Origin of the sequence: Roseinatronobacter bogoriensis DSM 18756 (genome assembly GCF_004366635.1) — a bacterium.
GTDB lineage: Bacteria > Pseudomonadota > Alphaproteobacteria > Rhodobacterales > Rhodobacteraceae > Roseinatronobacter > Roseinatronobacter bogoriensis.
This window is the reverse complement of sequence record NZ_SORN01000003.1, coordinates 54330-79555: the sequence shown is the minus strand read 5'-3', so window position 1 is coordinate 79555 and position 25226 is coordinate 54330. Positions and strand designations below refer to the sequence as shown.

Genomic DNA, 25226 nt, shown 5'->3' with positions numbered 1-25226 from the left:
CAACCACAGGGAGACGACAAAATGAAAATGATAGCTGGATGGGCCAGTGTGGCCTTGCTTGGAACTACAGCGCTGGCCAGTGCTGAAGGTGTGGTCAATCTTTACAACTGGGGCAACTACACCCACCCCGAAATTCTGGAACGTTTTACTGCGGAAACGGGCATTGAGGTCACATTGACCGATTTCGATAGCAATGACACCGCGCTTGCGCGTATTCGTCAGGGCGGGCATGGCTTTGATATTGTTGTGCCTTCAGACACCTATATTGATACTTGGGTATCCGAAGGGTTGATCCAGCCGCTTGACCGCGAGATTGTGACCAATATGGGCAATATCGAACCACAATGGGTAGATGTGCCGTTCGATCCGGGCCGTGAATATACGGTTCCCTGGGCCTGGGGAACAACCGGCGTGATCGTGGATACATCGGTCTATAGCGGTGACCCGAATAACTTTGAGCTGATTATCGACCCGCCCGCCGAGTTGCAGGGCCGGATCAACGTGATTCCAGAAATGTCTGATGTGATGGCGATGACCATTTACTATCACGGTGGCGAACGCTGCACGACCGATCGTGATGTGTTGCGCGCTGTACGCGATAGCCTGATGTCTGCCAAACCTCATTGGCTGGCGCTGGATTACGGGGCCGTCGACAGCTACGCTGCCGGTGACTTTGCGGCAGGTATCTACTGGAACGGCGCATCCATGCGGGTGCGGTTGCAAAATGACAATTTCGCCTATGGCTATCCTGCAACCGGCTATCCGATCTGGATGGATAACGCAGCCGTGCTGGCAGACGCGCCAAACCCTGAAAACGCAATGAAGTTCATCAACTTCGTCTTGCAACCCGAAATCGCGGCGCTCATCTCGAATTTTGCGCGCTACTCGAACGGGATCACCGGCTCTGAAGAGTTTATGGATGAAGAGATGCGCGACGCGCCAGAGATCAATGTACCTGCCGAACAGGCAGAGGCAGGGCGCTGGGGCCAGTCCTGCCCGCAAGAGGTCAATGACATCCACACCCAGATCTGGACCGAACTGATGCAATAACCGCAACGACAGCATGCAGGCCATCCGCCTGCATGCTTTTATCCGGCGGCCTGCGTGAAATTGCGACCCGCAAATTTAAACAGGGGCCTGCCCAATTCGAACCAGTTCAAGCATGTGCGAAAACGGCGCCTGACCTCAGGGCGTTGAGAGGTAATCGGCAGAGACATATCCGGTAATGCTTGGGGCCGCGACCAGCGAAACCCGGCACCAGAGCTGCCCCACTTCGGTCACGCAATCGCGGCGTGAAACGGCGGTTCCATCTGGCAGACCAAGAATAATGTTGAACCCCAGACCCGGCCCTGCCCGAAGCTTCAGAAGTTCGGCCCCAGCGCCTTTAACCACCGCGCGATCACTGATGCCACCCGCACAACCGGCGACAAGCAAGGTCATTAGAACTGCTGGGATGACGCTAAGTTTCATGATCAGACCTTCACCTTGTTGTGGCGTTTATTTTGTTGGCTATACCTGATCATGTGGCTGAAAACGCGGGGCTTGGCAAGAACAGAAAGGGTACGCCTATGCTTTGTCTGCTGCACTCATCGCGGGATCGGGAAACTTGTATCAGGTGAGGAACACACGTTCACTCCAGAGAGGTGACCCACAGAATCTGCGCATCCTCTCGCGAAAGCGAAATGACGTTATGGCCCATGCTGGCGTCGTAATATGCGCTGTCACCGCGCCGCATGTCGATCGGGGCATAGAATTCGGTGTACAGTCGGATTTCGCCTGTCAGGACATACAGGAACTCTTCGCCCCCGTGACGAACCCATCCGCCGAAATCGGCCATATCGCGCGCCCGGACCCGCGCCTGATAAGGCAGCATCTTCTTTTGGCTAAGCTGACCTGCCAGCAACCTGTGATCATAAGTCGGGGTCGGCTGCGCAGTGCCTTCATCGGCCCGTGTTACTGCCATGCGCCCGCTTGCGGGGTGCTGCACGGGCGGGGTGAACAGTTGCGGCACCGTGATTTCCAGACCCTGCGCCAGTTTCTTCAGCGCGTCATAGGTTGGCGACATCTGCCCGTTTTCGATTTTCGACAGCGTCGAACGTGCCAGACCAGCGGCCGTGGCGGCCTGCTCCAATGTCCAGCCGCGCGACTTTCGCAATTCGCGCACACGCTGCGCCAGATCAATGGGCCGCGCCACGTCATCGGTGCCGCTGTTGCGCATGATTTTCAGAACGCCTGGGTCATCTGCTCTGGTCATGGATTTGTCCTTTACGCGGGGCGGCTTGGGCTTGCAACTGTCTTGGCGCGCGCGTAGCTCTATGCGCATGTTGTCCGTAACCGCCCCCACACCGCCCGAACCATGCCCCGCGCCCTTTAACATGGCGCACTATGTCCTGTCTGCGGGTGCTACGACCCCCGACAAGATTGCGCTGCAAATCCTGCGCGCAAGCGGGGCAGAACGGTGGTCCTATGCCCGCCTGATTGCTGCGGTGCGCGGCACCGGGCAGGGCTTGTTGCAGTCCGGGTTGCAGCCCGGTGACCGGGTCCTGATGCGGCTGGGCAATACAGTGGATTTTCCGGTGGCTTATCTGGGTGCCATCGCCGCGGGGCTAGTACCTGTGCCAACATCGACACAACTCACGCAGGGAGAGATCACGCGCATCGCGCATGAAGTGACCCCTTCGCTGGTGCTGGGTGCGGACGGGGTGGCGCTGCCGGATTATGAAACCCCTGTAATCGGACAGGCTGCATTGCACGCCATGCAGGATCTGCCGCCCTGTGACTGGCATATGGGCAGCCCCGATCGCGCCGGATACATTATTTATACATCTGGCAGCGGTGGTAGCCCGCGCGCGGTGGTTCATGCACACCGGGCCATCTGGGCGCGGCGGATGATGTGGGATGGCTGGTATGGCCTGACACCAGATGACCGAATGCTGCATGCCGGTGCGTTCAACTGGACATATACTCTGGGCACCGGGTTGATGGACCCTTGGGCCATCGGTGCAACAGCCCTGATCCCCGATGCAGGTGCACCGCTTGGCCTGATGCTCAAACGGTTTGATGCGACCATCTTTGCTGCGGTGCCCGGTGTCTATCGTCAGCTTCTGAAAGATGGGCGCGCGCTGGATTTGCCGCGCCTGCGTCACGGCCTGTCTGCGGGTGAAAAACTGCCGGAGATTACGCGCAACGCATGGCGAGATGCGACAGGGCGCGAGATTTACGAGGCGCTGGGCATGTCCGAATGCTCGACCTATATCTCGGCCAGTCCGGCGCGCCCTGCCCCGGCTGGCAGCGCAGGCTTTCCGCAACAGGGGCGGCAGGTCGCTATTCTGGATGACGAGGGCGCGCCCGTCCCGCGCGGGGCAGAAGGGATGCTTGCGATCCATCGCAGCGATCCGGGGCTGATGCTAGGCTATCTGCAAGACGGTGCGCCCGCCCTGCCCTTGCTGGGTGACTGGTTTGTGACCGGCGACAGGGGCCAGATGGCAGAAAGCGATGCGATTTCGTATACGGGCCGCAATGACGACATGATGAACGCGGGCGGCTTTCGCGTCTCGCCGCTGGAGGTGGAGCGCGTGCTTGTCAGCCACCCGGCGATACATGACATTGCTTGCGCCGAAGTCTCTGTGCGCGAAGGGGTCAGCGTCATTGCCGCTTTCTACACCGCAGATGAACTACTGGAAGAGGAAGCGCTGCAAGCCTTTGCCGCCGAAAGGCTGGCGCGCTACAAACAACCGCGCCTCTATCGCAGATGCGAAAGCCTGCCGCGTGGCGCGAATGGCAAATTGTCGCGCCGCGCCTTGCGTGACAGCTTCAAGGTATCGCAGGCATGATTACACTTGATATCTGGTCCGATCCGATTTGTCCGTGGTGCTATATTGGCAAGACACGCCTTGGCCGCGCACTGGAATCGCGCCCCGATCACCCGTTCGAGATACGCTGGCATCCGTTCCAGCTGAACCCCGACATGCCCGCTGAAGGGATGGCGCGGCAAGAGTATCTGTCGCTGAAATTCGGCGCAGAGCAGGGCATTCTTGAGGCCTACCAACCCGTGATCGAGGCCGCAGAAGATGCCGGGTTGGAATTCGACCTTCCGGGCATTGCGCGGACCCCCAACACGCTGGAAGCGCATCGGCTGATCCATTGGGCTGGGCTGGAAGGGCGGCAGGGCGCAATCGTCAGTGCCTTGTTTCGTGCCTATTTTACCGAAGGGCGCGATATTGGCAGTCATGAAGTCTTGCTTGAACTGGCAACGCAGGCAGGGCTTGGGCGTGACATGGTTGCGCGCCTGCTGGCCAGTGACGCCGATTGTGAACTGGTGCGCGAAGCAGATCGCGCAGCGCGCGCCCGGGGCATTCAGGCGGTGCCGTTTTTCATTATCAACCAAAAATACGCCATATCGGGCGCACAGCCCACAAAGCTGTGGCAAGACGTTATCGATGACCTGAATCGGGGGATGCCCGGATGAGAGGGGCCTTTTCGCCCACACGGCCATTGCGATTTGGCGAATTTGTCGCGCTGATGGCGCTGCTAACCTCGACGGTCGCATTCTCCATTGACGCCATGTTACCGGCCTTGCCCGCGATCGGGCTGGAATTGTCGCCAGACACGCCCGCGCGCGGACAGTTGGTGATTGCAAGCTTCGTCTTCGGTCTTGGCCTTGGCACGCTGGTCTGCGGGCCTGTCTCGGATGCGTTCGGGCGTAAATCGGTTTTGCTGGTGGGGATTGCCGTCTATCTGGCGGGTGCGTTTCTGGCGATGCAGGCCTGGTCGATCGAGTCGCTGCTGGCCGCGCGGTTTTTGCAAGGGCTGGGGGCCGCAGCGCCGCGCGTGGTCGCACAGGCAATGGTGCGTGATCTGTATTCGGGCCGCGCCATGGCGCGCGTTACCTCGATCATCATGACCCTGTTCGTGCTGGTGCCTGCAATCGCGCCTTCAATCGGGGCGGGTATCATGTGGCTGTCAAGCTGGCGCATGATCTTCTTTTCTTTCGTGGCCTTCGGTCTGATTTCCGGCCTGTGGCTGATGATCCGCCAGCCGGAATCGCTGCCGCCTGACCGCCGCCGCGCGTTGCGGCCGCGCGTGATCGGCGCGGCCTTGGTCGAAATTCTCACAAATCCGGCGGTGATGGTCTATGTCGTGGCGCTGACATTTGCTTTTGCGCCGCTGTTTGCATGGTTGTCCAACCTGCCGATGATCTTTGAAGATGTCTATGACCGCGCGTCTACCTTCCCCTTCTGGTTCGCGGCAACCGCGCTGGTGGCTGGAACCGCCAGCGTGGCCAATGCAAAACTTGTCATGCGGCTGGGTATGCGCAAGATCGCCACTTATGCGTTCTTCTGGCAAGCTAGTGTCTCGGTGGTGTTTCTGGTTCTGATAAGTCGCGGCCTGCCCGCGCCTTGGGATTTTGCGCTGTTCTTTGCCTTCATGTGCACGGCATTCTTTTCCATCGGGCTGACTTTCGGAAATCTGAACGCCCTCGCCTTGCAGCCCTTGGGGCATATGGCGGGGATCGGGTCTTCGGTGGTCATGTCGCTGTCAACAGTCGGGTCCGTGCTGATTGCGGTGCCGATTTCACTGGCCTATGACGGCACGCCCTTGCCTTTGATCTTCGGGATGATCCTGTGTTCAGGCACAGCCCTTGGCCTGATGCTTCTCTCACGGCGTGTTGCCACGGAAGAGAGCGCATGATTTAACCTTGCAGCGCGCCCCATCTGTCATATGATCCGGGCATATTTTTATTGGGGGTGGTCATGGAACTTATTCTTGCACTTGTTGTCGTGCTGGTGCTTGTTGTCCTTCTGGGCCTGAAGATCGTGCCGCAATCAGAAAACTATGTCGTCACCCGCTTGGGCGCATACCATCGAACGCTGGACGCCGGGGTGAATGTGATCGTGCCATTCCTTGATCGGGTGCATTCCAAAGTGCCGGTCAATGATCAGGTTTTGAACGATATCTCTCTGGAAGTGGTTTCGGCAGATAACGTTGTGTTCGGGGCGCAGCTTCTGGTCGTGTACCGTATAGACAATCCCGAAGCGGCGGTCTTTCGTGTCAACCGGATTGATGAACTGGTCATCGGGTTGGTTCAATCACTGGTGCGCTCGGAATTGGGCAAGGTGGAACTTGACGCGGTGCAATCGGATCGCGGTTCGCTGAATGTCGCGCTTCTTGAGGCGCTGGAAGATGCAGGCAAGACATACGGCATTCGCATCTCGCGGTCAGAAATCACCGATGTAAAGTTGAACGAGACTACGCAGAAAGCCATGGCAGAGGTGCTGGCCGCAGAACGCGAACGCCGTGCGGCAATCACCCGCGCCGAAGGACAGCGCCGCGCAGCAGAGCTTGCCGCTGATGCAGAACTATATGAGGCGCAGCGCCGTGCCGACGCCATCCGCGCGATTGCCGATGCCAATGCTTCGGCCAACCGTGCCATTTCGGCCTCTCTCGAAGGGGATAACGCGCGCGAAGCCCTGACCTTCCAGACCGCACGCATGCAGGTCGAAGCATTGGAGGGATTGGCCAAGTCGGATAACGCGAAGCTGATCATGCTGCCGGGTGGCCCGTCAAATTCCTTCCGCGAAGCGGCTGCCATTCTGAAAGAGATGTGAGTGATGGACCTGTTCGCCTTGCCTGACTGGATAATCTGGGGCCTGATTGCGGCCGCCCTGCTGGCCGTGGAGATGATGACCACAGCCTATGTCGCCTTGGGCTTTGCAATCGGCGCGGCGGCTGTTGCGCTTGTGACATATTTCGTGCCGGGGCTGCATATCTTCGTGCAGGGGTTGATCTGGGCGTCTGTCGGGTTGGCGGTGTGGTTGGGCTTGTCGCGCTGGAACAGCAAGCGGCACAAGTCACGCAAGGATATCAATGACTTTGACCCGCTGGAGTCCCTCCCACGCGCAGACCGTATGCGCCGCGATGAAATGAAGCAAAAGGAACATGAGTGACCTTGTGCGCGGCTTGCCGTCCCGTTGCGCCATATCTCAAGAACCGCGTAAAGCTGCGTTCCGGTTTTCTTAAGAGCTGCCTATTTAAACCAACTTGCAGAAAGCATGTGGTGTCAGGTTGGGGGCGTTTCGGACGGAGGATGGTTTCGACAAGCCGCGCAGCGTCGGGCCGCGGTGCGGCGATCCATGGTTGAATCTGTAGCACTTTATGCTGACCAAGTCCCTGCGGGATCTGATCTGAGCGCTTGGGGCAGCCAAATCGCCGTGCCGTGAGGGCGGCCCGGCGATGCGCGGCGGCCTTCGGCCTTTGTTCCGCGCAGAGAACAACCGAGCGGCGGGATAGTCCCGAAAGCTGACATTTGTCACTGGTCGCTGCACCTCGTGCCATGTGCCGGACATAACAGGACAACAAAAGGCGGAAAAGGACCGATTTGTCAGCCAGAAAATCGCACCTATTCGCTATACAGCCCTTCATAGATCGGCATCAGCGTTTCCGTATCGAACAAAGATGATACCGATGTCCCTTTCCATGTGTTCAGGATGCCTTGGGCAAACATAGGCGCGGTTGGAACAATCCGAATATTCGGTGCGGCCTGAACCGCCTCGGTCGGTGCGATAGAGTCGGTGATGACAAGCGACTTCATGACCGAATTGGTGATCCGCCCAACGGCAGGGCCAGACAGCACACCATGCGTGATGTAGCTGTGCACTTCGGTTGCGCCAGCCTCCATCAACACCTCGGCGGCTTTGCACAAGGTACCTGCGGTGTCACAAATGTCATCGACAATGATGCAGGTCTTGCCCTTCACATCGCCGATCACGGTCATTTCTGCCACTTCGCCCGGCTTCTCGCGGCGCTTGTCCACGATCGCGAGGGCACAGCCGACCCGCTTGGCCAGTTCACGCGCGCGCGCAACGCCGCCCACATCGGGCGAAACAATCGTCACATCCTGCAACCGCCCCCGGAAATTATGCTTCACATCCAGCGCGAAGACCGGCGCAGCATAAAGGTTATCTACCGGAATATCGAAAAAGCCCTGAATCTGGGCTGCGTGCAGATCAAGCGTCAGAATACGTTCAATTCCAGCCTGGGTGATCATATTGGCCACCAGCTTGGCTGAAATAGGGGTGCGGGCCTTGGTTCGACGGTCTTGCCGCGCATAGCCGAAATAGGGAATGACGGCTGTGATCCGCGCGGCTGATGAACGCTTCAGCGCGTCGGCGATGATCAGCAATTCCATCAGATGGTCATTCGCGGGCTTTGAGGTGGATTGGATGATGAACATATCCTCGCCACGGACATTCTCGTAAACCTCGACGAACACTTCACCATCATTGAACCGCTCGACCCGCGCATCGACGAGGGAAACAGACATACCCCGATGCAACGACATGCGCCGCGCAATGGCGTTTGCCAATGGGCCATTTGAATTACCGGAAATCAGTTTGGGTTCCGAGCGATCGATCATCGTGCCATCCTTCGGGATTCGGACAAGTTGACACCGCTTACCACCCCGTTACGATCTTGCAAACTGCCTCTGTGTGCAAAAGGATGGAACATGGCCCATATCGATTACTATCTCAGCCCAATGTCGCCTTGGGTTCATATGGCGGGCACACGCCCTGCCCGGATTGCGCAAGCCGCCGGGGCCACATTGCGCTACAAACCGCTGGACCCATCCGCGCTGTTCCATCGCACTGGCGGCAAGGTTCTGGCCGACAGACATGAAAGCCGCAAGGCCTATCGGTTGCAGGAATTGCAGCGCTGGTCAGATCGTCTTGGTGTGCCGATAAAATTGCAGCCGGCATTCTTTCCCACCAATCCAGCGCCCGCATCCTACGCGATCATCGCCGCGCAGGAAACAGGGGGTGGGGATATGGCCGCGCTGGTCACAGGTCTAAGCCGCGCTTGCTGGGAAGAGGACCGTAACATCGCCGAAGATGAGGTGATCCGCGATTGCCTGTCTGCGGCGGGATTTGACCCAAGCCTCGCATTCAGCGGCATGTTGCAGGGCGCAGAGATCTATCCCCGCAATCTGGAAGATGCGGTAGAACAAGGTGTGTTCGGGGTGCCGTTTTTCGTAATGGGCGAAGCGCGGTTCTGGGGGCAGGATCGTCTGGATTTCCTGGCGGAAGCAGCTGGTGTGCAAATCTGACAAGCACATGGTGGTCCCGGGCCTGTACGACCGCTGACTTAGGTAAAATGACAAACCCCGCGCCAAAAGCGCGGGGTTTGTCATTCCAAGTCGGCTGTGTGCCGCTTATGCAGCCTCGGCTTCTGCTGCTGCGGCAGCATTGCGACGCTCGCTCTCTTCACGCGAAAGCGCGACAGACGTGCGCACGCCTTTCGCCACAAATTCCATCAAGCCAGCAACAACGCGTTCATTCGGGTCAATTCCGGCGCAGCTTAGCACTTCGCGACCATCGCGCGAGCGTGCCCAACGAGCGATCTGCTCAGGGCCATTGCCGTATTTCTTGTCATCCGCAATCGCATCATCCAGCGCAGCAAGCACTACCGCAGCAAAAAGCTTGCGAGCGCGCGCGCCTTGTTCGTGGGTAAAGGCCGTTCCATCAGCCGCATCAAACATACCACATTCCTTTATTCTTGCTCTTGCATTCACCGCTCGGTGCTGCATAGCCTTTTTGCGCCTTGATTCGCTACACTCAATTCGCATAGCAGGTATGCATTTTGCGCATACGCCGTGATGCAAGCGGAAACAACGCTTCCTTGCGCACCAATTCTATGCGCGATATAGGAAGGTTTGTTCAAACATCAAGGTCTCGACAAGGTCCACCTATGCCCAAGATCAACGGTAACGAAATTCGCCCCGGCAATGTTCTGGAACATGATGGTGGCCTATGGGCCGCTGTCAAAGTGAGCCATGTCAAACCGGGAAAAGGCGGCGCATTTGCGCAGGTCGAACTGAAAAACCTGCGCGATGGCCGCAAGCTGAACGAGCGGTTTCGCTCTGACGACAAGGTAGAGCGGGTCCGTCTGGAACAGAAAGACCAGCAATTCCTGTACGAATCCGATGGCCGGCTTGTTGTCATGGACATGGAGACCTTCGAACAGGTTGAACTGGATGCCGAACTTCTGGGCGAGCGTCGGCCATTTCTGCAAGACGGCATGACCGTTACCGTGGAATATTTCGGGGAAGAGGCGCTGAATATGGCGCTGCCGCAAAAAGTGGTTTGCAAGATCGTCGAGACAGAGCCGGTTGTAAAAGGTCAGACTGCGGCAAACAGCTTCAAACCCGCCGTTCTAGACAATGGGGTACGGGTTCTGGTGCCTCCTTTTGTCGGGCAGGATGAAAACATCGTCGTCAATACCGAGACATTCGAGTATTCCGAACGCGCCTGATCGGGCCATTCTCACGCAATTGTTGTTGCTGCAAGGCGGCATCATGGCATATCCCAAGTCTATCCCGACCGACGGAGGCCGCGATGCGCCACGCCTATGCTGTTCTGTTCATGTGCTTTCTCGCCCCGCCCGCGCTTTCGCAGGAGGGGGCGGTGACGATCACATGGGCCGAACCAGCAGAGCCAGACTCGGGCGTGCTGCTGCTGATCCGCAACGAAGATGGGGAAAACAGCCTGTCACTGCGCCACCCGGTTGAAGCAGGCGATACCGCGGCGCAGATCGACCTGCCGCCCCTGCCACGAACTGCCCAGGCATTACAGGCGGGCATGATCACCGAAGGATCGGTCACTTTGCAAAGTGCCATCATTCCGATCTCGAACCGCACGGCCCCCGACCTGACCCTTGCGCTGCACCAAAGCCTTGCAATTGGCTTCAGCGACCTGTGGGAATGCGCTGATAGGGTGCAGATACAGATCACGCAGGAAAACGATGAACTGGTCTTACGCCATTCAGGGGGAATTTTGCTGCTTGCAGCGCAGCCCGACGCCGAAAGCACCTTCGCAGATGACGCAGGCAGCGTGCTGCACTTTACAGGCAATCAGGCAGAGTTGACCATGCCGGGGCAGCCCGAAGTCGTATGCGAGCCCACGCTATTCAAACCCGTTCTGCCGCTAGAGGCCGTTGCTGCGAATGGCGAATGGCGCATTGAACTTGGGCTGGAAACCGCGCTGATTGACCTGCCTGGCCTTGAAGATGAAACCCTGCCCAGTGACGGGCTTGGAATATCCGCGCCTCGTAATGGCGCCATGAACGTATCGGCCAGGTCGCTGTCGCTTCGCCTGACACAGGGGCGATGCAGATTGCCAGATAACAATCTGATCTACCCGATTTCAGCCGAGCTGACATTGCATGCCACGGCGACTATTTCGGACGGGTGCGCCGGGTCTGCGCTGGATCTTCTGTCCGGTCGCAGTTGGTATGTTTCCAGCCTGTTTGGGTCTGTACTGGCCCCGAACGCCGGGGAAGCGCGGGCCATGACACTACAAATCAACAACGGGCAGATTTCGGGGCGCGGCACCTGTAATCGCTATGTGGGCCGGGCCAAGGTTGAGGACGGGCAGCTTGCCTTTCGGGAATTGGGAACGACCCGGCTGGCCTGCCCGACTGATCTGCGCAATCTGGAATTACGCTTTCTGGATGCGCTGGAAGTGGCAACCGGTTTCGACATTAGCCGCGATGGCATGTTGATCCTGCGCTCTGGACCCATGCCGATCCTGACGGCCGTTCGTCGCTGACCCCATGTGCTTAGAATGCAGGTTGTGCACCGGTTTCCTTAACCGCTTCCATCACTACATGGGTCGAGGTTGAAGTGATATGTGGCAGCGCCGAGATATGTTCGGCCAAAACCCTGCGATAAGAAGCTATATCGCGGCTGCGTACCTTCAGAAGATAATCAAACGCGCCCGCAATCAGGTGACATTCCTCTATTTCCGGCACTTTTCGGGCGGCTTCATTAAAGGCGCGTAAGGCAGCTTCGCGGGTGTCAGAAAGTTTGATTTCAACAAAGGCGATATGGGCCGCATCAATTTGCTGCGGGTCGATCATGGCGCGATAGCCGGTGATAACCCGGTACTCTTCCAGCCGCCGCAAACGCGCTTGTGTCGGGGATTTCGTCAGTCCAATCCGTCCGGCAAGTTCGGTTACACTGATGCGGCCATTCACCGACAGATGCCGTAAGATCGCATGATCAAAGCCGTCAAGCTTCACTTGGTTCATTTTACTGAAAAACCCACATTAAGAAGATATATTGACTGCATTAATCAGCAAATAAGGCTGAAATCAACATTTTTCTATGTCAATCTCAGGGGATCTTCCTGTGAAAGGTGCCGCCATGCAGCCTGCTGCCCAACTGCCAATCGAGATCACCCATCATATCTTGCGCGATGAGGCGCAGGAAACAGCGCGCGCCATTCACATGGCCGCGCTGGATTCTGGCGCACGCGCGGATATTTCGCAGGCTGCGGCCAAACTGGTGCAGGATATTCGCGCCAGCGACTCCCCCGGTTTGATGGAAGTATTTCTGGCAGAATACGGTCTTTCGACAGAAGAGGGCATCGCGCTGATGTGTCTGGCAGAGGCGCTTTTGCGTGTGCCGGATGCGGCGACAATTGATGATCTGATCGAAGACAAGATTGCCCCGTCCGATTGGGGCCGGCATCTGGGAAAATCCTCGTCCAGCTTGGTGAATGCCTCAACCTGGGCGCTGATGTTGACAGGCCGCGTGTTGGATGACCGCAGCAAAAGCGCGGCGCAGGTTTTGCGCGGTGCGGTCAAGCGGCTGGGCGAGCCGGTGATCAGAACCGCTGTCGGGCGCGCCATGAAGGAGATGGGCCGTCAATTCGTGCTGGGTGAAACAATCGACACAGCCATGACCCGGGCAAAACAGCTGGAAAGTCGCGGCTATTCCTATTCCTATGACATGCTGGGCGAAGCGGCGCGCACGGATGCGGATGCAAAGCGCTACCACACGGCATATGCCAAGGCGATCCGTGCCATCGGGGCGCGCGCCAGTGGCAATGACATACGATCAAATCCGGGGATTTCGGTCAAACTGTCAGCGCTGCATCCGCGTTATGAGATGGGGCAATCAGACCGCGTCATGACCGAACTGGTCCCCCGTGTGCGCGAATTGGCGCGGCTGGCGGCCGCGCTGGGTTTGGGCTTCAACATCGATGCGGAAGAGGCCGACCGCCTTGCCCTGTCGCTGGATGTGATCGGCGCTGTGCTGGCGGACCCCGCACTCGAAGGGTGGGACGGCTTCGGCGTAGTGGTGCAGGCATATGGGCCGCGCGCGGGCGATGTGATCGACTGGCTGCACGCCCAGGCCGAGCGGTTGGACCGCAAGCTTATGGTGCGGCTGGTCAAGGGTGCGTATTGGGACACTGAAATCAAGCGTGCACAGGTTTTCGGGCTGGACGGCTTTCCTGTCCTGACCCAGAAGCCCGCGACCGACATCAACTATATCGCCTGTGCGCGGCAGCTACTGGCCAAGCATGACCGCCTCTACCCGCAATTCGCCACGCATAATGCGCATACGGTGGCGGCGGTTCTGCATATGGCCGAAGAAATGAGTGTCAGCGCGCTGGATTATGAATTCCAGCGCCTGCATGGAATGGGCGAGAAACTTCATGACATCGTCCTGACGCAACAAGGCACACGCTGCCGTATTTATGCGCCAGTGGGCGCGCATAAAGACCTGTTGGCCTATCTGGTGCGGCGATTGCTGGAGAACGGGGCAAATTCTTCTTTCGTCAACCAGATTGTAGATGAAGATGTCCCCCCAGCCGAGGTGGCGGCCTGTCCTTTTGTTGCTCTGGAGATGCTCCCCAAAGGACATAACCCAAAGATCAGCACAGGCCCGGTGTTGTTCGGGGCAGCGCGGCGCAATGCGCGGGGCTGGGATTTGAGCGATCAGCGCGACCTGGATGAGATCGACGCCGCGCGCGCCCCATTTCGCGAAGCCTGTTTCAAGGCAGCACCGTTGATTGCAGGCAAGGTCACAGGCGCCGCCCCATACGCAGCGAAAAACCCTGCGCGCCCAACGGACCATGTGGGAGAGGTTACATTCTCCACCCCGGAGGATGTGGACACGGCCCTCGCTGCCGCCAAACCCTGGGCGGCAAATGTCGCAACCCGGGCGGAGGTGCTGAATCGCGCAGCCGATCTTTATGAGGCGCATTTCGGCGAGATCTTCGCCATTCTGGGGCGCGAGGCAGGCAAAAGCCAACTAGACGCCGTGGGAGAGTTGCGCGAAGCAGTGGATTTTCTGCGGTATTACGCGCTACAGGCGCAAAACCTGGCTGCGCCCGCGCGCGGGATTTTTACCTGTATCAGTCCGTGGAATTTTCCGCTGGCCATTTTTACAGGCCAGATTGCGGGGGCATTGGCGGCAGGCAACGGCGTGCTGGCCAAACCCGCCGAACAGACCCCGTTGATCGCGCATCTTGCAACGCGACTTTTGCATGAGGCAGGTGTTCCGCGCGACGCCTTGCAACTTTTGCCCGGTGATGGCGCGACGGTTGGCGCGGCGCTGACATCGGATCCACGTGTGAATGGTGTGGCCTTCACCGGCTCAACCGAGACGGCGCTTGTAATCCGGCGGGCGATGGCGCAGCACCTGAACCCGGGTACGCCCCTGATTGCCGAAACTGGCGGTCTGAATGCGATGATCGTCGATAGCACAGCCCTGCCGGAACAGGCCGTGCGCGATGTGCTGGCATCCAGCTTTCAATCAGCCGGGCAGCGCTGCTCAGCCTTGCGCTGCCTTTATGTGCAAGAAGATATCGCCCAAGAGTTTCGCGCGATGCTGTTTGGCGCGATGGATGAATTGCGTCTGGGTGACCCTTGGGCACTTTACACAGATGTTGGCCCTGTCATTGATGCGCAGGCACGCGACCAGATCAGCGCATATATCGAATCCGCGCGGGCGCAGGGGCGCGTGCTGCATGAACTTGCGACACCTGACACAGGTTTCTTCGTTCCACCGGTTGTCCTCTCTGTGTCGGGGATAAAGGAACTGGAGCGCGAAGTGTTTGGCCCGGTCTTGCATCTGGCGACCTTCAAGGCCGCCGATCTTGACCGCGTTATCGCTGATGTGAATGCTACGGGTTATGGGCTTACCTTTGGGCTGCACACGCGGATCGACAGTCGTGTTCAGCATGTGGTCGAACGGATCAGGGTGGGAAACACCTATGTCAATCGCAATCAGATCGGGGCAATCGTGGGCAGTCAGCCCTTCGGTGGCGAAGGGCTGTCCGGCACGGGGCCAAAGGCAGGTGGCCCACATTACCTGACACGCTTCACACGCGAGGAAGCGCAGGCGGTGCAAGATGTCGCCTCGGTTGCCACGGTTGAGGGGCTGCGCAAGGCGCTGGCCAATGCGACAGGCGCAACGCTGCCAGACGTTCTGGAATTGCCCGGCCCGACGGGCGAGTCGAACCGCCTGAGCTTTGCCGCGCGCGCACCCATCCTGTGCATGGGGCCGGGGCCGAAGGTGGCGCAAGCGCAAGCGAAAGCCGTGCAAGCGTTGGGGGGTGCGGCTGCAATAATCGACGGTGTCCCCGATAATCTGGCAGCATTACACGGTTATTCGGGGGTGCTGTTCTGGGGAGATACAGATCAGGCGCGCGCAATCGAACAGGCGCTGGCTGAACGTGACGGGCCAATCCTTCCGCTGATTACGGACATGCCAGATGCTGGCCATGTTTTTCTGGAGCGTCACCTGTGCGTCGATACAACAGCATCAGGCGGCAATGCGCAATTGCTGGCCGAGACTGGCGGAGCGGATTAAAACCGATGCCGGGCCAAACCCGGCATCACGCAGGTCAGATTATTCTGCAGCGTGATCCTGCACCGCCTCTATCTCGGCGGCGCGTCTTTCAACCTGCTCGACAATATGCTCGACCATCTGCTCATTGCTGAGCTTGTGGCTTTGCTTGCCCGCCAGATAGACCATGCCAGACCCGGCACCGCCACCAGTAAAGCCGACATCGGTCATCAGCGCCTCACCCGGTCCATTGACCACACAGCCGATGATCGACAAGCTCATCGGGGTTTTGATATGGGCAAGGCGTTCTTCCAGCAGACCGACAGTCTTGATCACATCGAACCCCTGACGCGCACAGGACGGGCAAGAGATGATGTTCACACCGCGATGGCGCAAGCCCAGTGACTTGAGGATTTCATAGCCAATCTTCACTTCCTCGACCGGGTCAGCCGACAGCGACACACGGATCGTGTCACCGATACCCATCCACAACAAGTTGCCCAGCCCGATCGCAGATTTTACAGTCCCCGAAACCATGCCGCCCGCTTCGGTTATACCAAGATGGATGGGGGCATCGGTCGCTTCGGCCAGCCCCATATAGGCGGCAGAGGCAAGGAACACATCTGACGCTTTGACGCTGATCTTGAATTCGTGGAAATCGTTATCCTGCAAGATGCGAATATGATCGAGGCCCGATTCGATCATGGCGTCAGGGCACGGCTCGCCGTATTTCTCCAACAGGTGGCGTTCCAGCGACCCGGCATTAACGCCGATGCGAATGGAACAGCCATAATCGCGCGCGGCCTTGATAACCTCGCGCACGCGGGCCGCATCGCCAATATTGCCGGGGTTGATGCGCAGACAGGCGGCCCCGGCCTCGGCCGACTCGATCGCGCGTTTGTAGTGAAAATGTATGTCTGCCACGATCGGCACCGGGCTTTCGCGGCATACCTCGCGCAGCGCGCGGCTGGCATCGGTATCAGGCACCGAAACGCGCACGATATCTGCGCCCGCTTCGGCACAGGCAAGCACCTGTTTGATCGTGGCCGCCGCATCGCCAGAATCGGTATTCGTCATCGTCTGGACAGAGATGGGTGCATCGCCGCCAACAGGCACCGACCCAACCATTATCTGGCGCGATTTGCGTCTGGCGATGTTGCGCCACGGGCGGATATGGTTGTGGTCCATCAGCGGATGCCCCCTTCGACTTCACTGCCTGCAATGTAAGCTAATCTAGACATAGCGGCAATGGGAAGGCGGCACCACACCTGTGAATTGGGCGACGATATACATGGGTTCTGAATAAACTCAGTGCGACAAATCACCCAAGCTGTCTATGACATGCCTGAAGCATGTCACAAGCTTAGTCTGTCTGCGTCAAAGCGTCGGTTCCCGCTTCGGCCACATTCACGAACTCACGCAAAGCCTGATCGTCACTGAGATCGGCAAGTGTGAAGCGTTCCGAGACAGCCTCGGGCGAAAGGGCAATCTGGTCTACGACTTGTGCGCCCGGTGCCGTTGGCCCAAAGGGCTGTCCGTCAACCAGCATATAGACTGAGCCCGAATTTCCAGCCCGCAACGTCGCCGGGCTTTCGGATGGTGGAACCCTGAACCGCTCCCCCGCGTCGAGGACTTTCTCGAAAAGGACCGTTCCATCTGCGGCGCGCACACGAATCCAGCTTGGGCGGACAGCCAGAATCTCAACTTCCGGTGGCCCGTCATGCGTGACGCGAACGCTCTCGCCAGATACAGCGCTCGTGCTGGCTTCTGCCAAGGCCATTTCTATGGCTGAGCTTATGCCTGAATTGTCGAGGCTGGGCTCCGATTCGCGCGGGTTGATCGCCGCAATGGGGCCATCTCTGGACACGACAACCGGTGTTTCCAGCGCTTCTGGGCGGTAGTTGCGCACAACACCCTGAGCGTTTGTATTGCTTGTGTTCCGTGCCTCACCAACGCGCAGAGAGGGTTCCTCTATCGCTGCCATTCGGGGCGCTGCGCCAGATGTGATCGGGTCAAGATCAGACAGGACAGATGGCGGCTGATCCGCCGGTGCCAGATTGACGCGCTGGACTTCGCGCAGGACCGTCCAGCCGCCGAAGCCCAAACCAGCGATCAAAAGGATCATCACCGCTGTGGACCCCATCGCAACAGGGTCAAGCCGCCGCCAAAAAGGGTCAGGTTCCTCAGCCATTTTGGTTCTGGCCAGTAGACCCTGAGAAAAGTCACCTGTTGATGGCTGGGCGCCGATCCGGGGTGAGGATGTGGTGCTGCGCTGCAAATCTGACGAGATTGCAAAGCCCGTTTCCGCACAGAATTTGGCGTAAGACCAGTCCGGGTCCATCCCCAAATATCGTGCATAAGACCGCACATACCCGGCCACAAAACTTGCGGCCTCAAAAGCTGAAAGATCGCCGGATTCTATCGCGGCGATATAGGTTGCCCGGATATGAAGTTCACGCTGCACATCCAGCAAAGACTTGCCCAGAGTTGCGCGTTCGCCGCGCATCAGGTCGCCTAACCGAACTTCGAAATCATCGAACCCGACCGCCGCAGTACTGGATGTTCCCGTATCTTCTGATCTGGGTTTATTGCCAAACCATTTCATTACCCGCCCCTTGACCGCCTAGAGTTTCACCTGCATCCGCCTTGCAGGGATGCGCAGCTTTTAAATCTGCGTCACCCTGAAGGTAACCATATACAATTTCACGGCGATTTGAAGCATTAAAGAAAGTCAGGCAGAGATTTCGGCGCGATTCAGCGCACAATGCGCCCACAATCCATCCATAGCGCTTACCAGATCATCGATCATGGTGGGTTTGTGAACAGGCGACGGGGTAAAGCGCAGCCGTTCTGTTCCACGCGGCACAGTGGGGAAGTTGATAGGCTGAACATAAATCCCATGCCGGTCCAGCAACATGTCAGAGATTGCCTTGCAATGGATCGGGTCACCTACATGCACCGGCACAATATGGCTGCCATGATCGATGATTGGCAATCCAAGCCCGCGCAGACGCATTTTCAGAATGCGCGCATTCTCCTGCTGTTTATCCCGCAGATGCTGCGCGGTTTTCAAAAATTCGACCGATGCTGTTGCCCCGGCGGCGATTGCTGGCGGCAGCGATGTGGTGAAGATGAACCCGGGTGCATATGAACGGATCGCGTCACACATCTTGGCTGATGCTGCGATATAGCCACCCATCACACCATAGGCCTTGGCCAGCGTCCCGTTGATGATGTCGATGCGGTGCATCAGCCCATCACGCTCTGCAACACCAGCACCACGCGGCCCATACATGCCAACAGCATGCACTTCGTCAATATATGTCAGCGCGCCAAATTCATCAGCTGCATCGCAGATGTCCTTGATCGGCCCGAAATCACCATCCATTGAATAGATCGACTCGAACGCAATCAGCTTTGGTGCGGCAGGGTCATCAGCGGCCATCAATTCGCGCAGATGCGCCACATCATTGTGGCGGAAAATGCGCTTGGCCCCGCCATTGCGGCGCACGCCTTCAATCATCGAAGCATGGTTGAGCGCATCCGAATAGATGATCAGACCGGGGAATAGCTTGGGCAGTGTCGAAAGGGTTGCGTCATTCGCAATATATGCGGATGTAAAGACAAGTGCCGCTTCTTTGCCATGCAGATCGGCAATCGAAGCCTCAAGGCGCTTGTGATAGACCGTCGTGCCGGAAATATTGCGCGTGCCGCCCGATCCAGCGCCTGTCGCGTCAATCGCTTCATGCATTGCATTCAGGACGGTTGGCTGCTGGCCCATACCCAGATAATCATTCCCGCACCAGACCACGATATCACGCTTGGTCCCGTCAGGGCGTGTCCAGACAGCATTCGGGAAATGATCCTTGCGACGCTCGATATCAATGAAGGTACGATAGCGTCCTTCCTCGTGCAGTCGGTTCAAGGCCGTGTCGAGCGCAGCAGTATAAGTCAAAACCCTCTCCCTCGCATCTTCGCTGGGTATACATTCGTATTTATCGATCCATAGCCGAAATGCAAAGCTTTTCAGCCCCGCTCTCTGACTCTAGTTTCGACATTGTGGTCAAACCATGACCTAAATCAAACTGACCTCTCTGACAAAGCAAAGACTCCGTGGCCCTTCGTCGCATCTTGCCGTTGCGGGCCTCAGCGCGGTGCAACTTCAAGCGCAACCACGCAATTCTGCGTTGTCTGGCGGGCCGCATCGCACGCTTCGAGCGCAGAGGCGCGCGCTGTGTCGATATCTTGAAGGCCAGAAATGGCAATGGCCGAATCGACCGGAACACCATTGCGCACAAAGCCTTCTTCAGGCGCGATAGCCAGCGCCGCATAGCCCGGCCCGTCAGGTACGAACAATTCCAACGCGTCACGGTTCTGCCCAACAAGGCGCAGGGTCATCAGTTCGTCTTCCGCCAGAAAAGGGTGGGCAATAACCGTAATCTGCACCCCGTCCAGCTGATAGCTTTCCGCCTGTATGTCCTGCGCAGATACCAGCGCGGTAGATGCAAGCATCAGTCCGGCTGCCAATCCGATAGTTTTCAGTCGCATAGTTCCAACCTCCAAATGGCTTGTGCTCTGCCGTGAAAGCGTTTCGCATATGCGACAGGGCTGGACAGCCCCAAGCGCTCTGATACGTTCTGCACCAGACCCCTATAACCGGAGCGATAACATGACTGCAACCATCACCCCTGTGCTGGCCCAGATCGATCAGGATTTACCGCAAGCGCTGGAACGCCTTTCAGCCTTGCTGCGCATCCCTTCGATTTCGACGGACCCCGCACATGCAGCAGATGTGGACAAGGCTGCTGATTGGCTGGTGGCGGAATTGGCCTCTCTTGGTTTCGAGGCCCGCAAGGACCAGACAGGCGGTCATCCGATGGTGGTTGCGCAAGGTGGGGCCAAGGATGGACCGCATCTGCTGTTTTACGGCCATTATGATGTTCAGCCCGTAGACCCGCTGGATTTGTGGGAATCTGACCCATTCGACCCGCAACTTCAGGACACACCAAAGGGCAAAGTGATCCGCGCGCGCGGTGCGTCTGATGACAAAGGCCAATTGATGACATTCATTGAGGCCTGCCGCGCATGGTTGAAGGTGCATGACAGTCTGCCGGTAAAGCTGACTTTCTGTCTGGAGGGCGAAGAAGAAAGCGGCTCTCCCTCGCTGGTTCCTTATCTGGAGGCAAATCGCGACGCGCTGCGCGCTGATCTTGCGCTTATCTGCGACACTGGCCTGTTTGACCCCCAGACCCCCGGCATTACCACCATGCTGCGTGGGCTGCTGGGCGAAGAGATCACCATTCATGGCCCTGCGCGCGACCTTCATTCAGGCAGCTTTGGCGGCGCCGCGATGAACCCCGCGCGGGTTCTGGCACGGATTCTGGCAGATCTGCATGATGAGAATGGCCGCATCACCCTACCGGGGTTCTATGATTATGTGCCCGAAATAAGCGATGATTTGCGCGCGCAGTGGGATGGGCTGGGGTTTGACCCGGATGCTTTTCTTGGCGGTGTGGGCCTGAGTGTGCCCGCTGGCGAGAGTGGGCGCACGGCACTGGAAATGATCTGGGCGCGACCGACCTGCGAGATCAATGGCATGATTTCCGGCTATACTGGCGCTGGCTTCAAGACTGTGCTGCCTGCACAGGCCAGCGCCAAGGTCAGCTTCCGGCTGGTTGGCCAGCAAGACCCGCACAAGCTGCGCAAGGTGTTCCGTGAATTTGTCACTGCGCGCGTGCCTGCCGATTGTCGAGTTGAATTTCACGAGCATGGCGCCTCGCCCGCCTCGGTCATGGAAACATCGCATCCTGCATTCGAGGCGGCGCGCGGCGCATTGAGTGACGAATGGCCCAAACCCGCTGCCTTTGTCGGGGCCGGTGGGTCGATCCCGATTGCGGGTTATTTCAAATCCATTCTCGGCATGGATTCAATGCTGATCGGCTTTGCGAATGATGATGACCAGATTCACTCACCCAATGAGAAATATGATCTGGACAGCTTTCATCGTGGCATCCGGTCATGGGCGCGGATACTGGACGCCGTGTCAAAGGCTTAAACAGGGTGGCGCTTTCCCTGCCCGCATTCTCCCAAGACCCGCTTGATGCAGGTTTTGTGCAAGACCCGTATCCGGCATATGACCGGATGCGGGCGCTGGGGTCGTTGGTGTTCTGGCAGGAATACAACATGCCCTGCGCCGTCAGCTTTGCGTCCGCAAATGCCATTTTGCGCGACCGCCGGTTCGGGCGTATGCCGCTGGACCCGCCGCCAGTGGCCGAACATCTGGCCCCGTTCTATGCGGTCGAGGCGCATTCCATGCTGGAGTTGGAACCCCCGCGCCATACGCGGTTGCGCAGCCTTGTGCTGCGCGCCTTCACCTCTCGCCGGATTGCGGCGCTTGCGCCTGAGATCGAGGCATTGTCGCATCAGATGATCGACCAGTTGCCTGATGGTCCCTTCGATTTGCTGACGCATTTTGCTCAACCGTTGCCGGTGACGATTATCGCGCGCCTGCTGGGCGTACCAGAGTCTCTGGCCCCTGATCTGCTGCGCTGGTCCAATGCGATGGTGGGCATGTATCAGGCCGGGCGTACCCGCGCCGATGAAGACCGCGCCATAGCGGCGACCACGGAATTTGTTGATTTCATGCGCGGCTATATCGCGCAACGCCGCCAGACCCCGCGCGATGATCTGATAACGCATCTGATAAACGCAGAAGAGGCCGGCGACCGGCTGAGCACGGATGAAATGATTTCAACTTGCATCCTGCTGCTGAATGCAGGGCATGAAGCGACAGTCCATAGTATCGGCAACGCGACCAAAACGCTTTTGCAGACAGACCATTATGGCCGCGCGCCCATCTCGGATGCGCTGGTCGAAGAATGTTTGCGCTTTGATCCGCCGCTGCACCTGTTCGCCCGTTGGGCCTATGACGATATTGATGTGGTCGGGCATGTCATCCCGAAAGGCACGCAGATTGCCTGCCTGCTTGGGGCCGCCAACCGTTGCCCCAAACACTGGGATGCACCCGATAGTTTCGACCCGACGCGCAGCCCAAAGGCGAATCTGGCATTTGGGGCGGGGCTGCATTTCTGCCTTGGTGCACCGCTTGCACGGCTGGAAATTGTGCATGCGCTAAATGCGCTGGTCGCGCGTCTACCGGGACTGAAACTGGCGCAGACCCCGCTTTACGCAGATATCTATCATTTCCACGGCCTGAAATCTCTGATGGTTACAGCGAAATAACCCCTTTCCCTTGCGCCCGCGACGGATATGTTTCACATCTGGCACCATGAGGCGCGACAGGGCGCAAGGACAATTTTCAGGCGGGACGTGACAGCATGACGGCATCAGAAAAACCAACCGAAGAAATTTCGGTCCGGGATGTGTTCGGAATTGACTCGGACATGAAGGTAAAGGGCTTTGCCGAAGCTACCGACCGCGTTCCGGCCCTTGACCCGACCTACAAGTTCGACCCGGACACCACACTCGCGATTCTGGCAGGCTTTGCCTATAATCGCCGCGTGATGATCCAGGGCTATCACGGCACGGGCAAATCCACGCATATCGAACAGGTGGCCGCGCGGCTGAACTGGCCCTCTGTGCGGGTCAACCTTGACAGCCATATCAGCCGTATCGACATGATCGGCAAGGACGCAATCAAGCTGCGCGACGGCGCACAGGTGACAGAGTTTCAGGAAGGCATCCTGCCCTGGGCGCTGCGCAACCCCGTTGCGATTGTGTTCGACGAATATGACGCAGGCCGCCCGGATGTGATGTTCGTTATTCAGCGCGTGCTGGAACATGATGGCAAGCTGACACTGCTGGACCAGAACGAAATTATCACCCCGCATCCGTCCTTCCGTCTGTTTGCAACTGCGAATACGGTTGGTCTGGGCGACACGACCGGGCTGTATCACGGTGTACAGCAGATCAACCAGGCGCAGATGGACCGCTGGTCACTGGTGGCGACGCTGAACTACCTGAGCCATGACGCCGAAGCCGCCATCGTTCTGGCGAAGAATCCGGCCTATAACACAGCCAAGGGCCGGCAAGAGATCAGCCAGATGGTGACCGTCGCCGATATGACGCGCACAGCGTTCATGAATGGCGACCTCTCGACCGTCATGTCGCCCCGGACAGTCATTAACTGGGCAGAGAATGCACGCATCTTCCGCTCGCTTGGGTATGCCTTCCGCTTGTCATTTCTGAACAAGTGCGATGAGTTGGAGCGGCAGACCGTGGCTGAATTCTATCAGCGCTGCTTCGATGAAGAATTGCCCGAATCTGCCGTCAGCATGAGCCTTGGCTGAACCCTGACCGCAACAATCGAGTACAGACGTCCCATTCTGTCAGACTAGACAGGATGGGCCATTTCCATGCGTGTGTTGTCCGACAGGGTTCGAGGGTTTTTCCCGCAGTCCGGTTTTTTTCGCAACGAAATCAGCAGTCGCGCGTTTGGTCATCAAACATAGAGGAGCGACTATCATGACAATCGTTAGAAAAGCCGTACCGTTGCTTGGCGTTCTGTTTATTGCCGCCTGCAATACTGTCGAAGGTGCCGGGCAGGACATGACCCGCGCAGGCGTTGCGATCCAGCAAGAAGCACGCGCGGCGCAGTAGTGTTTGCCACCTGACGAACGGTTCCCGCGCTCTATGCGATGCTTTCACGCGAGGTGGCTATGCGGGACTTTGCGGACAATCAGTTGCGCGGAGTCGAGGCCGAAGGTCGCCGCTGCGCGGCTTCGCGCTAACATCGACCGTCCGCAACGCCCTACAAGTTGTCATCGGGTATCCTGTGTTACGTGGCAAACAATAGTGACACGCCCAAACTGAATCGGCCCGGCGTGAAGTGCCGATGCGAAAAAGGGGCGCAACACATGCGCCCCTTTCTCTTGCCCTCAAGGTGTTGCCTCAACCGCGCGCGGCAAGAGTCGCGCGGGTCCACCAGTCCAACTCTTCCAGCATGGAATCTGCCGAACCACCGATTGAAGCTTCAAGCGACTCGATTGGCTTGGGGTCGCCGCCCAACGGGTGAACGCTGAAGAAATCAGAGCCGCCAATATGCACAGCAGAGCGGGTTGAAACCATCTGCAACTCGATCCCGATGCTACGCAGATGCTCCGCAGCGCGTGTGCCGCCAACAGAACCGTAGCTGACAATACCGAATGCCTTGCGGTTCCATTCGACATAGGCCTGATCCAGCGCGTTTTTCAGTGCGCCAGTGATCGAGCGGTTATATTCCGGGGTAACAAAGATGAACCCGTCGAAACGCGCGATGGTCGCTTGCCACTCGCGAGCGGCGGAATCTTCGGATGGGGCCCAAGCGTTTGATGCAACTTCGTTGAACAGAGGCAGGTTGAACGCTTTCAGGTCAACCAGTTCAACATCCCAATCATCGCGCGCTTTGGCCCGGTTGAAGATCCATTCGGTCGGGGCATCGCCAAAGCGTGAATCGCGCGTCGAACCCAAGATGACTGCTATACGGGGTTTGGAAGACATGGTGCATACTCCTTTGTTTTTCTATCACTTATCTGCGCCTTGTCCGACACAAGCGAAACACCGATTGTTGCACAGGCCATGTGCGCGCATCCGC

At 58.2% G+C, this 25226-nt stretch carries 24 protein-coding genes; 14 read left to right on the top strand and 10 right to left on the bottom strand.

What is annotated here, in order from left to right; genetic code table 11:
* The first annotated feature begins 21 nt into the window (after positions 1–21).
* Entirely contained in the window at positions 22–1050 is a 1029-nt protein-coding gene (locus EV660_RS08625; protein ID WP_071479877.1) for an ABC transporter substrate-binding protein, read from the top strand.
* A 135-nt stretch (positions 1051–1185) separates the two neighbouring features.
* Here the strand turns inward: EV660_RS08625 and EV660_RS08620 are convergent, their stop codons facing one another.
* Together EV660_RS08620 and EV660_RS08615 are read right to left on the bottom strand one after the other, a co-directional pair.
* On the bottom strand, positions 1186–1440 hold the full coding sequence (locus tag EV660_RS08620; protein ID WP_425466540.1) for an SH3 domain-containing protein: 255 nt from the start codon (positions 1438–1440) through the stop codon (positions 1186–1188).
* A gap of 190 nt (positions 1441–1630) precedes the next feature.
* Complete coding sequence (locus EV660_RS08615) at positions 1631–2254, bottom strand: helix-turn-helix domain-containing protein (protein WP_071479879.1); 624 nt, start codon at positions 2252–2254, stop codon at positions 1631–1633.
* Between the two features lie 67 nt (positions 2255–2321).
* On the opposite strand from EV660_RS08615, the gene EV660_RS08610 reads away from it, so the two are divergent.
* The 5 genes from EV660_RS08610 (at position 2322) to EV660_RS08590 (ending at position 6947) form a co-directional block, all read left to right on the top strand.
* Positions 2322–3833 carry a class I adenylate-forming enzyme family protein gene (locus EV660_RS08610; protein ID WP_071481922.1) on the top strand — a complete coding sequence of 504 codons (1512 nt, stop codon included), beginning with the start codon at positions 2322–2324 and terminating at the stop codon, positions 3831–3833.
* Positions 3830–4468, top strand: coding sequence for a DsbA family oxidoreductase (locus tag EV660_RS08605; protein WP_071479880.1), 639 nt, complete (start codon positions 3830–3832; stop codon positions 4466–4468). Before EV660_RS08610 ends, EV660_RS08605 begins: the two co-directional genes overlap by 4 nt.
* Positions 4465–5691, top strand: coding sequence for a multidrug effflux MFS transporter (locus tag EV660_RS08600; protein ID WP_071479881.1), 1227 nt, complete (start codon positions 4465–4467; stop codon positions 5689–5691). The genes EV660_RS08605 and EV660_RS08600 overlap by 4 nt, the downstream gene beginning before the upstream one ends.
* 62 nt (positions 5692–5753) lie before the next feature.
* Positions 5754–6608, top strand: a complete 855-nt coding sequence (locus EV660_RS08595; protein WP_071479882.1) for an SPFH domain-containing protein — start codon at positions 5754–5756, stop codon at positions 6606–6608.
* Entirely contained in the window at positions 6609–6947 is a 339-nt protein-coding gene (locus EV660_RS08590) for an NfeD family protein (RefSeq protein ID WP_134013997.1), read from the top strand.
* Positions 6948–7399: 452 nt separating this feature from the next.
* Here EV660_RS08590 and EV660_RS08585 read toward each other — a convergent pair whose 3' ends face one another.
* Positions 7400–8416, bottom strand: coding sequence for a ribose-phosphate pyrophosphokinase (locus EV660_RS08585; RefSeq protein ID WP_071479884.1), 1017 nt, complete (start codon positions 8414–8416; stop codon positions 7400–7402).
* Between the two features lie 90 nt (positions 8417–8506).
* Here EV660_RS08585 and EV660_RS08580 point away from each other — a divergent pair, with 90 nt between their 5' ends.
* Positions 8507–9103 (top strand): 2-hydroxychromene-2-carboxylate isomerase, encoded by a 597-nt coding sequence (locus tag EV660_RS08580; protein WP_071479885.1) that lies wholly within the window; start codon positions 8507–8509, stop codon positions 9101–9103.
* A gap of 105 nt (positions 9104–9208) precedes the next feature.
* Here EV660_RS08580 and EV660_RS08575 read toward each other — a convergent pair whose 3' ends face one another.
* The gene (locus EV660_RS08575) at positions 9209–9535 is read right to left on the bottom strand and encodes a DUF6280 family protein (RefSeq protein WP_071469852.1); all 327 of its coding nucleotides are present in this window, start codon (positions 9533–9535) and stop codon (positions 9209–9211) included.
* A 209-nt stretch (positions 9536–9744) separates the two neighbouring features.
* On the opposite strand from EV660_RS08575, the gene efp reads away from it, so the two are divergent.
* Entirely contained in the window at positions 9745–10308 is a 564-nt protein-coding gene (efp, locus tag EV660_RS08570) for an elongation factor P (RefSeq protein WP_071479886.1), read from the top strand.
* Between the two features lie 83 nt (positions 10309–10391).
* On the top strand, positions 10392–11603 hold the full coding sequence (locus EV660_RS08565; protein ID WP_071479887.1) for an META domain-containing protein: 1212 nt from the start codon (positions 10392–10394) through the stop codon (positions 11601–11603).
* 10 nt (positions 11604–11613) lie between these two features.
* Here EV660_RS08565 and EV660_RS08560 read toward each other — a convergent pair whose 3' ends face one another.
* Positions 11614–12084, bottom strand: a complete 471-nt coding sequence (locus EV660_RS08560) for an Lrp/AsnC family transcriptional regulator (protein ID WP_071479888.1) — start codon at positions 12082–12084, stop codon at positions 11614–11616.
* A 115-nt stretch (positions 12085–12199) separates the two neighbouring features.
* Between EV660_RS08560 and putA the strand changes: the two genes are divergently transcribed.
* Positions 12200–15658: a bifunctional proline dehydrogenase/L-glutamate gamma-semialdehyde dehydrogenase PutA gene (gene putA / locus EV660_RS08555; protein ID WP_071481923.1), complete on the top strand. Its 3459-nt coding sequence runs from the start codon at positions 12200–12202 to the stop codon at positions 15656–15658.
* A gap of 39 nt (positions 15659–15697) precedes the next feature.
* On the opposite strand, the gene ispG is transcribed toward putA, so the two are convergent.
* The 4 genes from ispG to EV660_RS08535 all read right to left on the bottom strand — a co-directional run bounded on the left by ispG (position 15698) and on the right by EV660_RS08535 (position 20182).
* A complete protein-coding gene (ispG, locus tag EV660_RS08550) occupies positions 15698–16822 on the bottom strand; it encodes a flavodoxin-dependent (E)-4-hydroxy-3-methylbut-2-enyl-diphosphate synthase (protein ID WP_071479889.1) in 1125 nt (374 codons plus the stop codon).
* 175 nt (positions 16823–16997) lie between these two features.
* On the bottom strand, positions 16998–18239 hold the full coding sequence (locus tag EV660_RS08545; RefSeq protein ID WP_071479890.1) for a helix-turn-helix domain-containing protein: 1242 nt from the start codon (positions 18237–18239) through the stop codon (positions 16998–17000).
* Between the two features lie 126 nt (positions 18240–18365).
* Positions 18366–19589, bottom strand: a complete 1224-nt coding sequence (gene hemA, locus EV660_RS08540) for a 5-aminolevulinate synthase (RefSeq protein ID WP_071479891.1) — start codon at positions 19587–19589, stop codon at positions 18366–18368.
* A gap of 191 nt (positions 19590–19780) precedes the next feature.
* Positions 19781–20182, bottom strand: coding sequence for a hypothetical protein (locus EV660_RS08535; RefSeq protein WP_071479892.1), 402 nt, complete (start codon positions 20180–20182; stop codon positions 19781–19783).
* A 121-nt stretch (positions 20183–20303) separates the two neighbouring features.
* Here EV660_RS08535 and EV660_RS08530 point away from each other — a divergent pair, with 121 nt between their 5' ends.
* The 4 genes from EV660_RS08530 (at position 20304) to EV660_RS08515 (ending at position 24253) form a co-directional block, all read left to right on the top strand.
* A complete protein-coding gene (locus tag EV660_RS08530; protein WP_071479893.1) occupies positions 20304–21689 on the top strand; it encodes a dipeptidase in 1386 nt (461 codons plus the stop codon).
* 17 nt (positions 21690–21706) lie between these two features.
* Positions 21707–22876, top strand: a complete 1170-nt coding sequence (locus EV660_RS08525) for a cytochrome P450 (protein WP_071481924.1) — start codon at positions 21707–21709, stop codon at positions 22874–22876.
* Between the two features lie 95 nt (positions 22877–22971).
* Complete coding sequence (gene cobS, locus EV660_RS08520) at positions 22972–23943, top strand: cobaltochelatase subunit CobS (protein WP_071479894.1); 972 nt, start codon at positions 22972–22974, stop codon at positions 23941–23943.
* A 175-nt stretch (positions 23944–24118) separates the two neighbouring features.
* Positions 24119–24253 (top strand): entericidin A/B family lipoprotein, encoded by a 135-nt coding sequence (locus EV660_RS08515; RefSeq protein ID WP_100319072.1) that lies wholly within the window; start codon positions 24119–24121, stop codon positions 24251–24253.
* Between the two features lie 291 nt (positions 24254–24544).
* Here the strand turns inward: EV660_RS08515 and EV660_RS08510 are convergent, their stop codons facing one another.
* Positions 24545–25132 (bottom strand): NADPH-dependent FMN reductase, encoded by a 588-nt coding sequence (locus EV660_RS08510; RefSeq protein ID WP_071479895.1) that lies wholly within the window; start codon positions 25130–25132, stop codon positions 24545–24547.
* Between the last annotated feature and the right edge of the window lie 94 nt (positions 25133–25226).

Bases quoted from the DNA above. Each gene is read 5' to 3' on its own strand.
- EV660_RS08530 (WP_071479893.1), top strand. From the start codon at position 20,304: ATGACTGCAACCATCACCCCTGTGCTGGCCCAGATCGATCAGGATTTA.
- EV660_RS08560 (WP_071479888.1), bottom strand. From the start codon at position 12,084: ATGAACCAAGTGAAGCTTGACGGCTTTGATCATGCGATCTTACGGCAT.
- EV660_RS08620 (WP_425466540.1), bottom strand. From the start codon at position 1,440: ATGACCTTGCTTGTCGCCGGTTGTGCGGGTGGCATCAGTGATCGCGCG.
- EV660_RS08605 (WP_071479880.1), top strand. From the start codon at position 3,830: ATGATTACACTTGATATCTGGTCCGATCCGATTTGTCCGTGGTGCTAT.
- EV660_RS08535 (WP_071479892.1), bottom strand. From the start codon at position 20,182: ATGCGACTGAAAACTATCGGATTGGCAGCCGGACTGATGCTTGCATCT.
- EV660_RS08515 (WP_100319072.1), top strand. From the start codon at position 24,119: ATGACAATCGTTAGAAAAGCCGTACCGTTGCTTGGCGTTCTGTTTATT.
- putA (WP_071481923.1), top strand. From the start codon at position 12,200: ATGCAGCCTGCTGCCCAACTGCCAATCGAGATCACCCATCATATCTTG.
- EV660_RS08545 (WP_071479890.1), bottom strand. From the start codon at position 18,239: ATGAAATGGTTTGGCAATAAACCCAGATCAGAAGATACGGGAACATCC.
- EV660_RS08565 (WP_071479887.1), top strand. From the start codon at position 10,392: ATGCGCCACGCCTATGCTGTTCTGTTCATGTGCTTTCTCGCCCCGCCC.
- EV660_RS08510 (WP_071479895.1), bottom strand. From the start codon at position 25,132: ATGTCTTCCAAACCCCGTATAGCAGTCATCTTGGGTTCGACGCGCGAT.
- EV660_RS08580 (WP_071479885.1), top strand. From the start codon at position 8,507: ATGGCCCATATCGATTACTATCTCAGCCCAATGTCGCCTTGGGTTCAT.
- ispG (WP_071479889.1), bottom strand. From the start codon at position 16,822: ATGGACCACAACCATATCCGCCCGTGGCGCAACATCGCCAGACGCAAA.
- EV660_RS08610 (WP_071481922.1), top strand. From the start codon at position 2,322: ATGTTGTCCGTAACCGCCCCCACACCGCCCGAACCATGCCCCGCGCCC.
- efp (WP_071479886.1), top strand. From the start codon at position 9,745: ATGCCCAAGATCAACGGTAACGAAATTCGCCCCGGCAATGTTCTGGAA.
- EV660_RS08595 (WP_071479882.1), top strand. From the start codon at position 5,754: ATGGAACTTATTCTTGCACTTGTTGTCGTGCTGGTGCTTGTTGTCCTT.
- EV660_RS08615 (WP_071479879.1), bottom strand. From the start codon at position 2,254: ATGACCAGAGCAGATGACCCAGGCGTTCTGAAAATCATGCGCAACAGC.
- EV660_RS08575 (WP_071469852.1), bottom strand. From the start codon at position 9,535: ATGTTTGATGCGGCTGATGGAACGGCCTTTACCCACGAACAAGGCGCG.
- EV660_RS08625 (WP_071479877.1), top strand. From the start codon at position 22: ATGAAAATGATAGCTGGATGGGCCAGTGTGGCCTTGCTTGGAACTACA.
- EV660_RS08600 (WP_071479881.1), top strand. From the start codon at position 4,465: ATGAGAGGGGCCTTTTCGCCCACACGGCCATTGCGATTTGGCGAATTT.
- cobS (WP_071479894.1), top strand. From the start codon at position 22,972: ATGACGGCATCAGAAAAACCAACCGAAGAAATTTCGGTCCGGGATGTG.
- EV660_RS08585 (WP_071479884.1), bottom strand. From the start codon at position 8,416: ATGATCGATCGCTCGGAACCCAAACTGATTTCCGGTAATTCAAATGGC.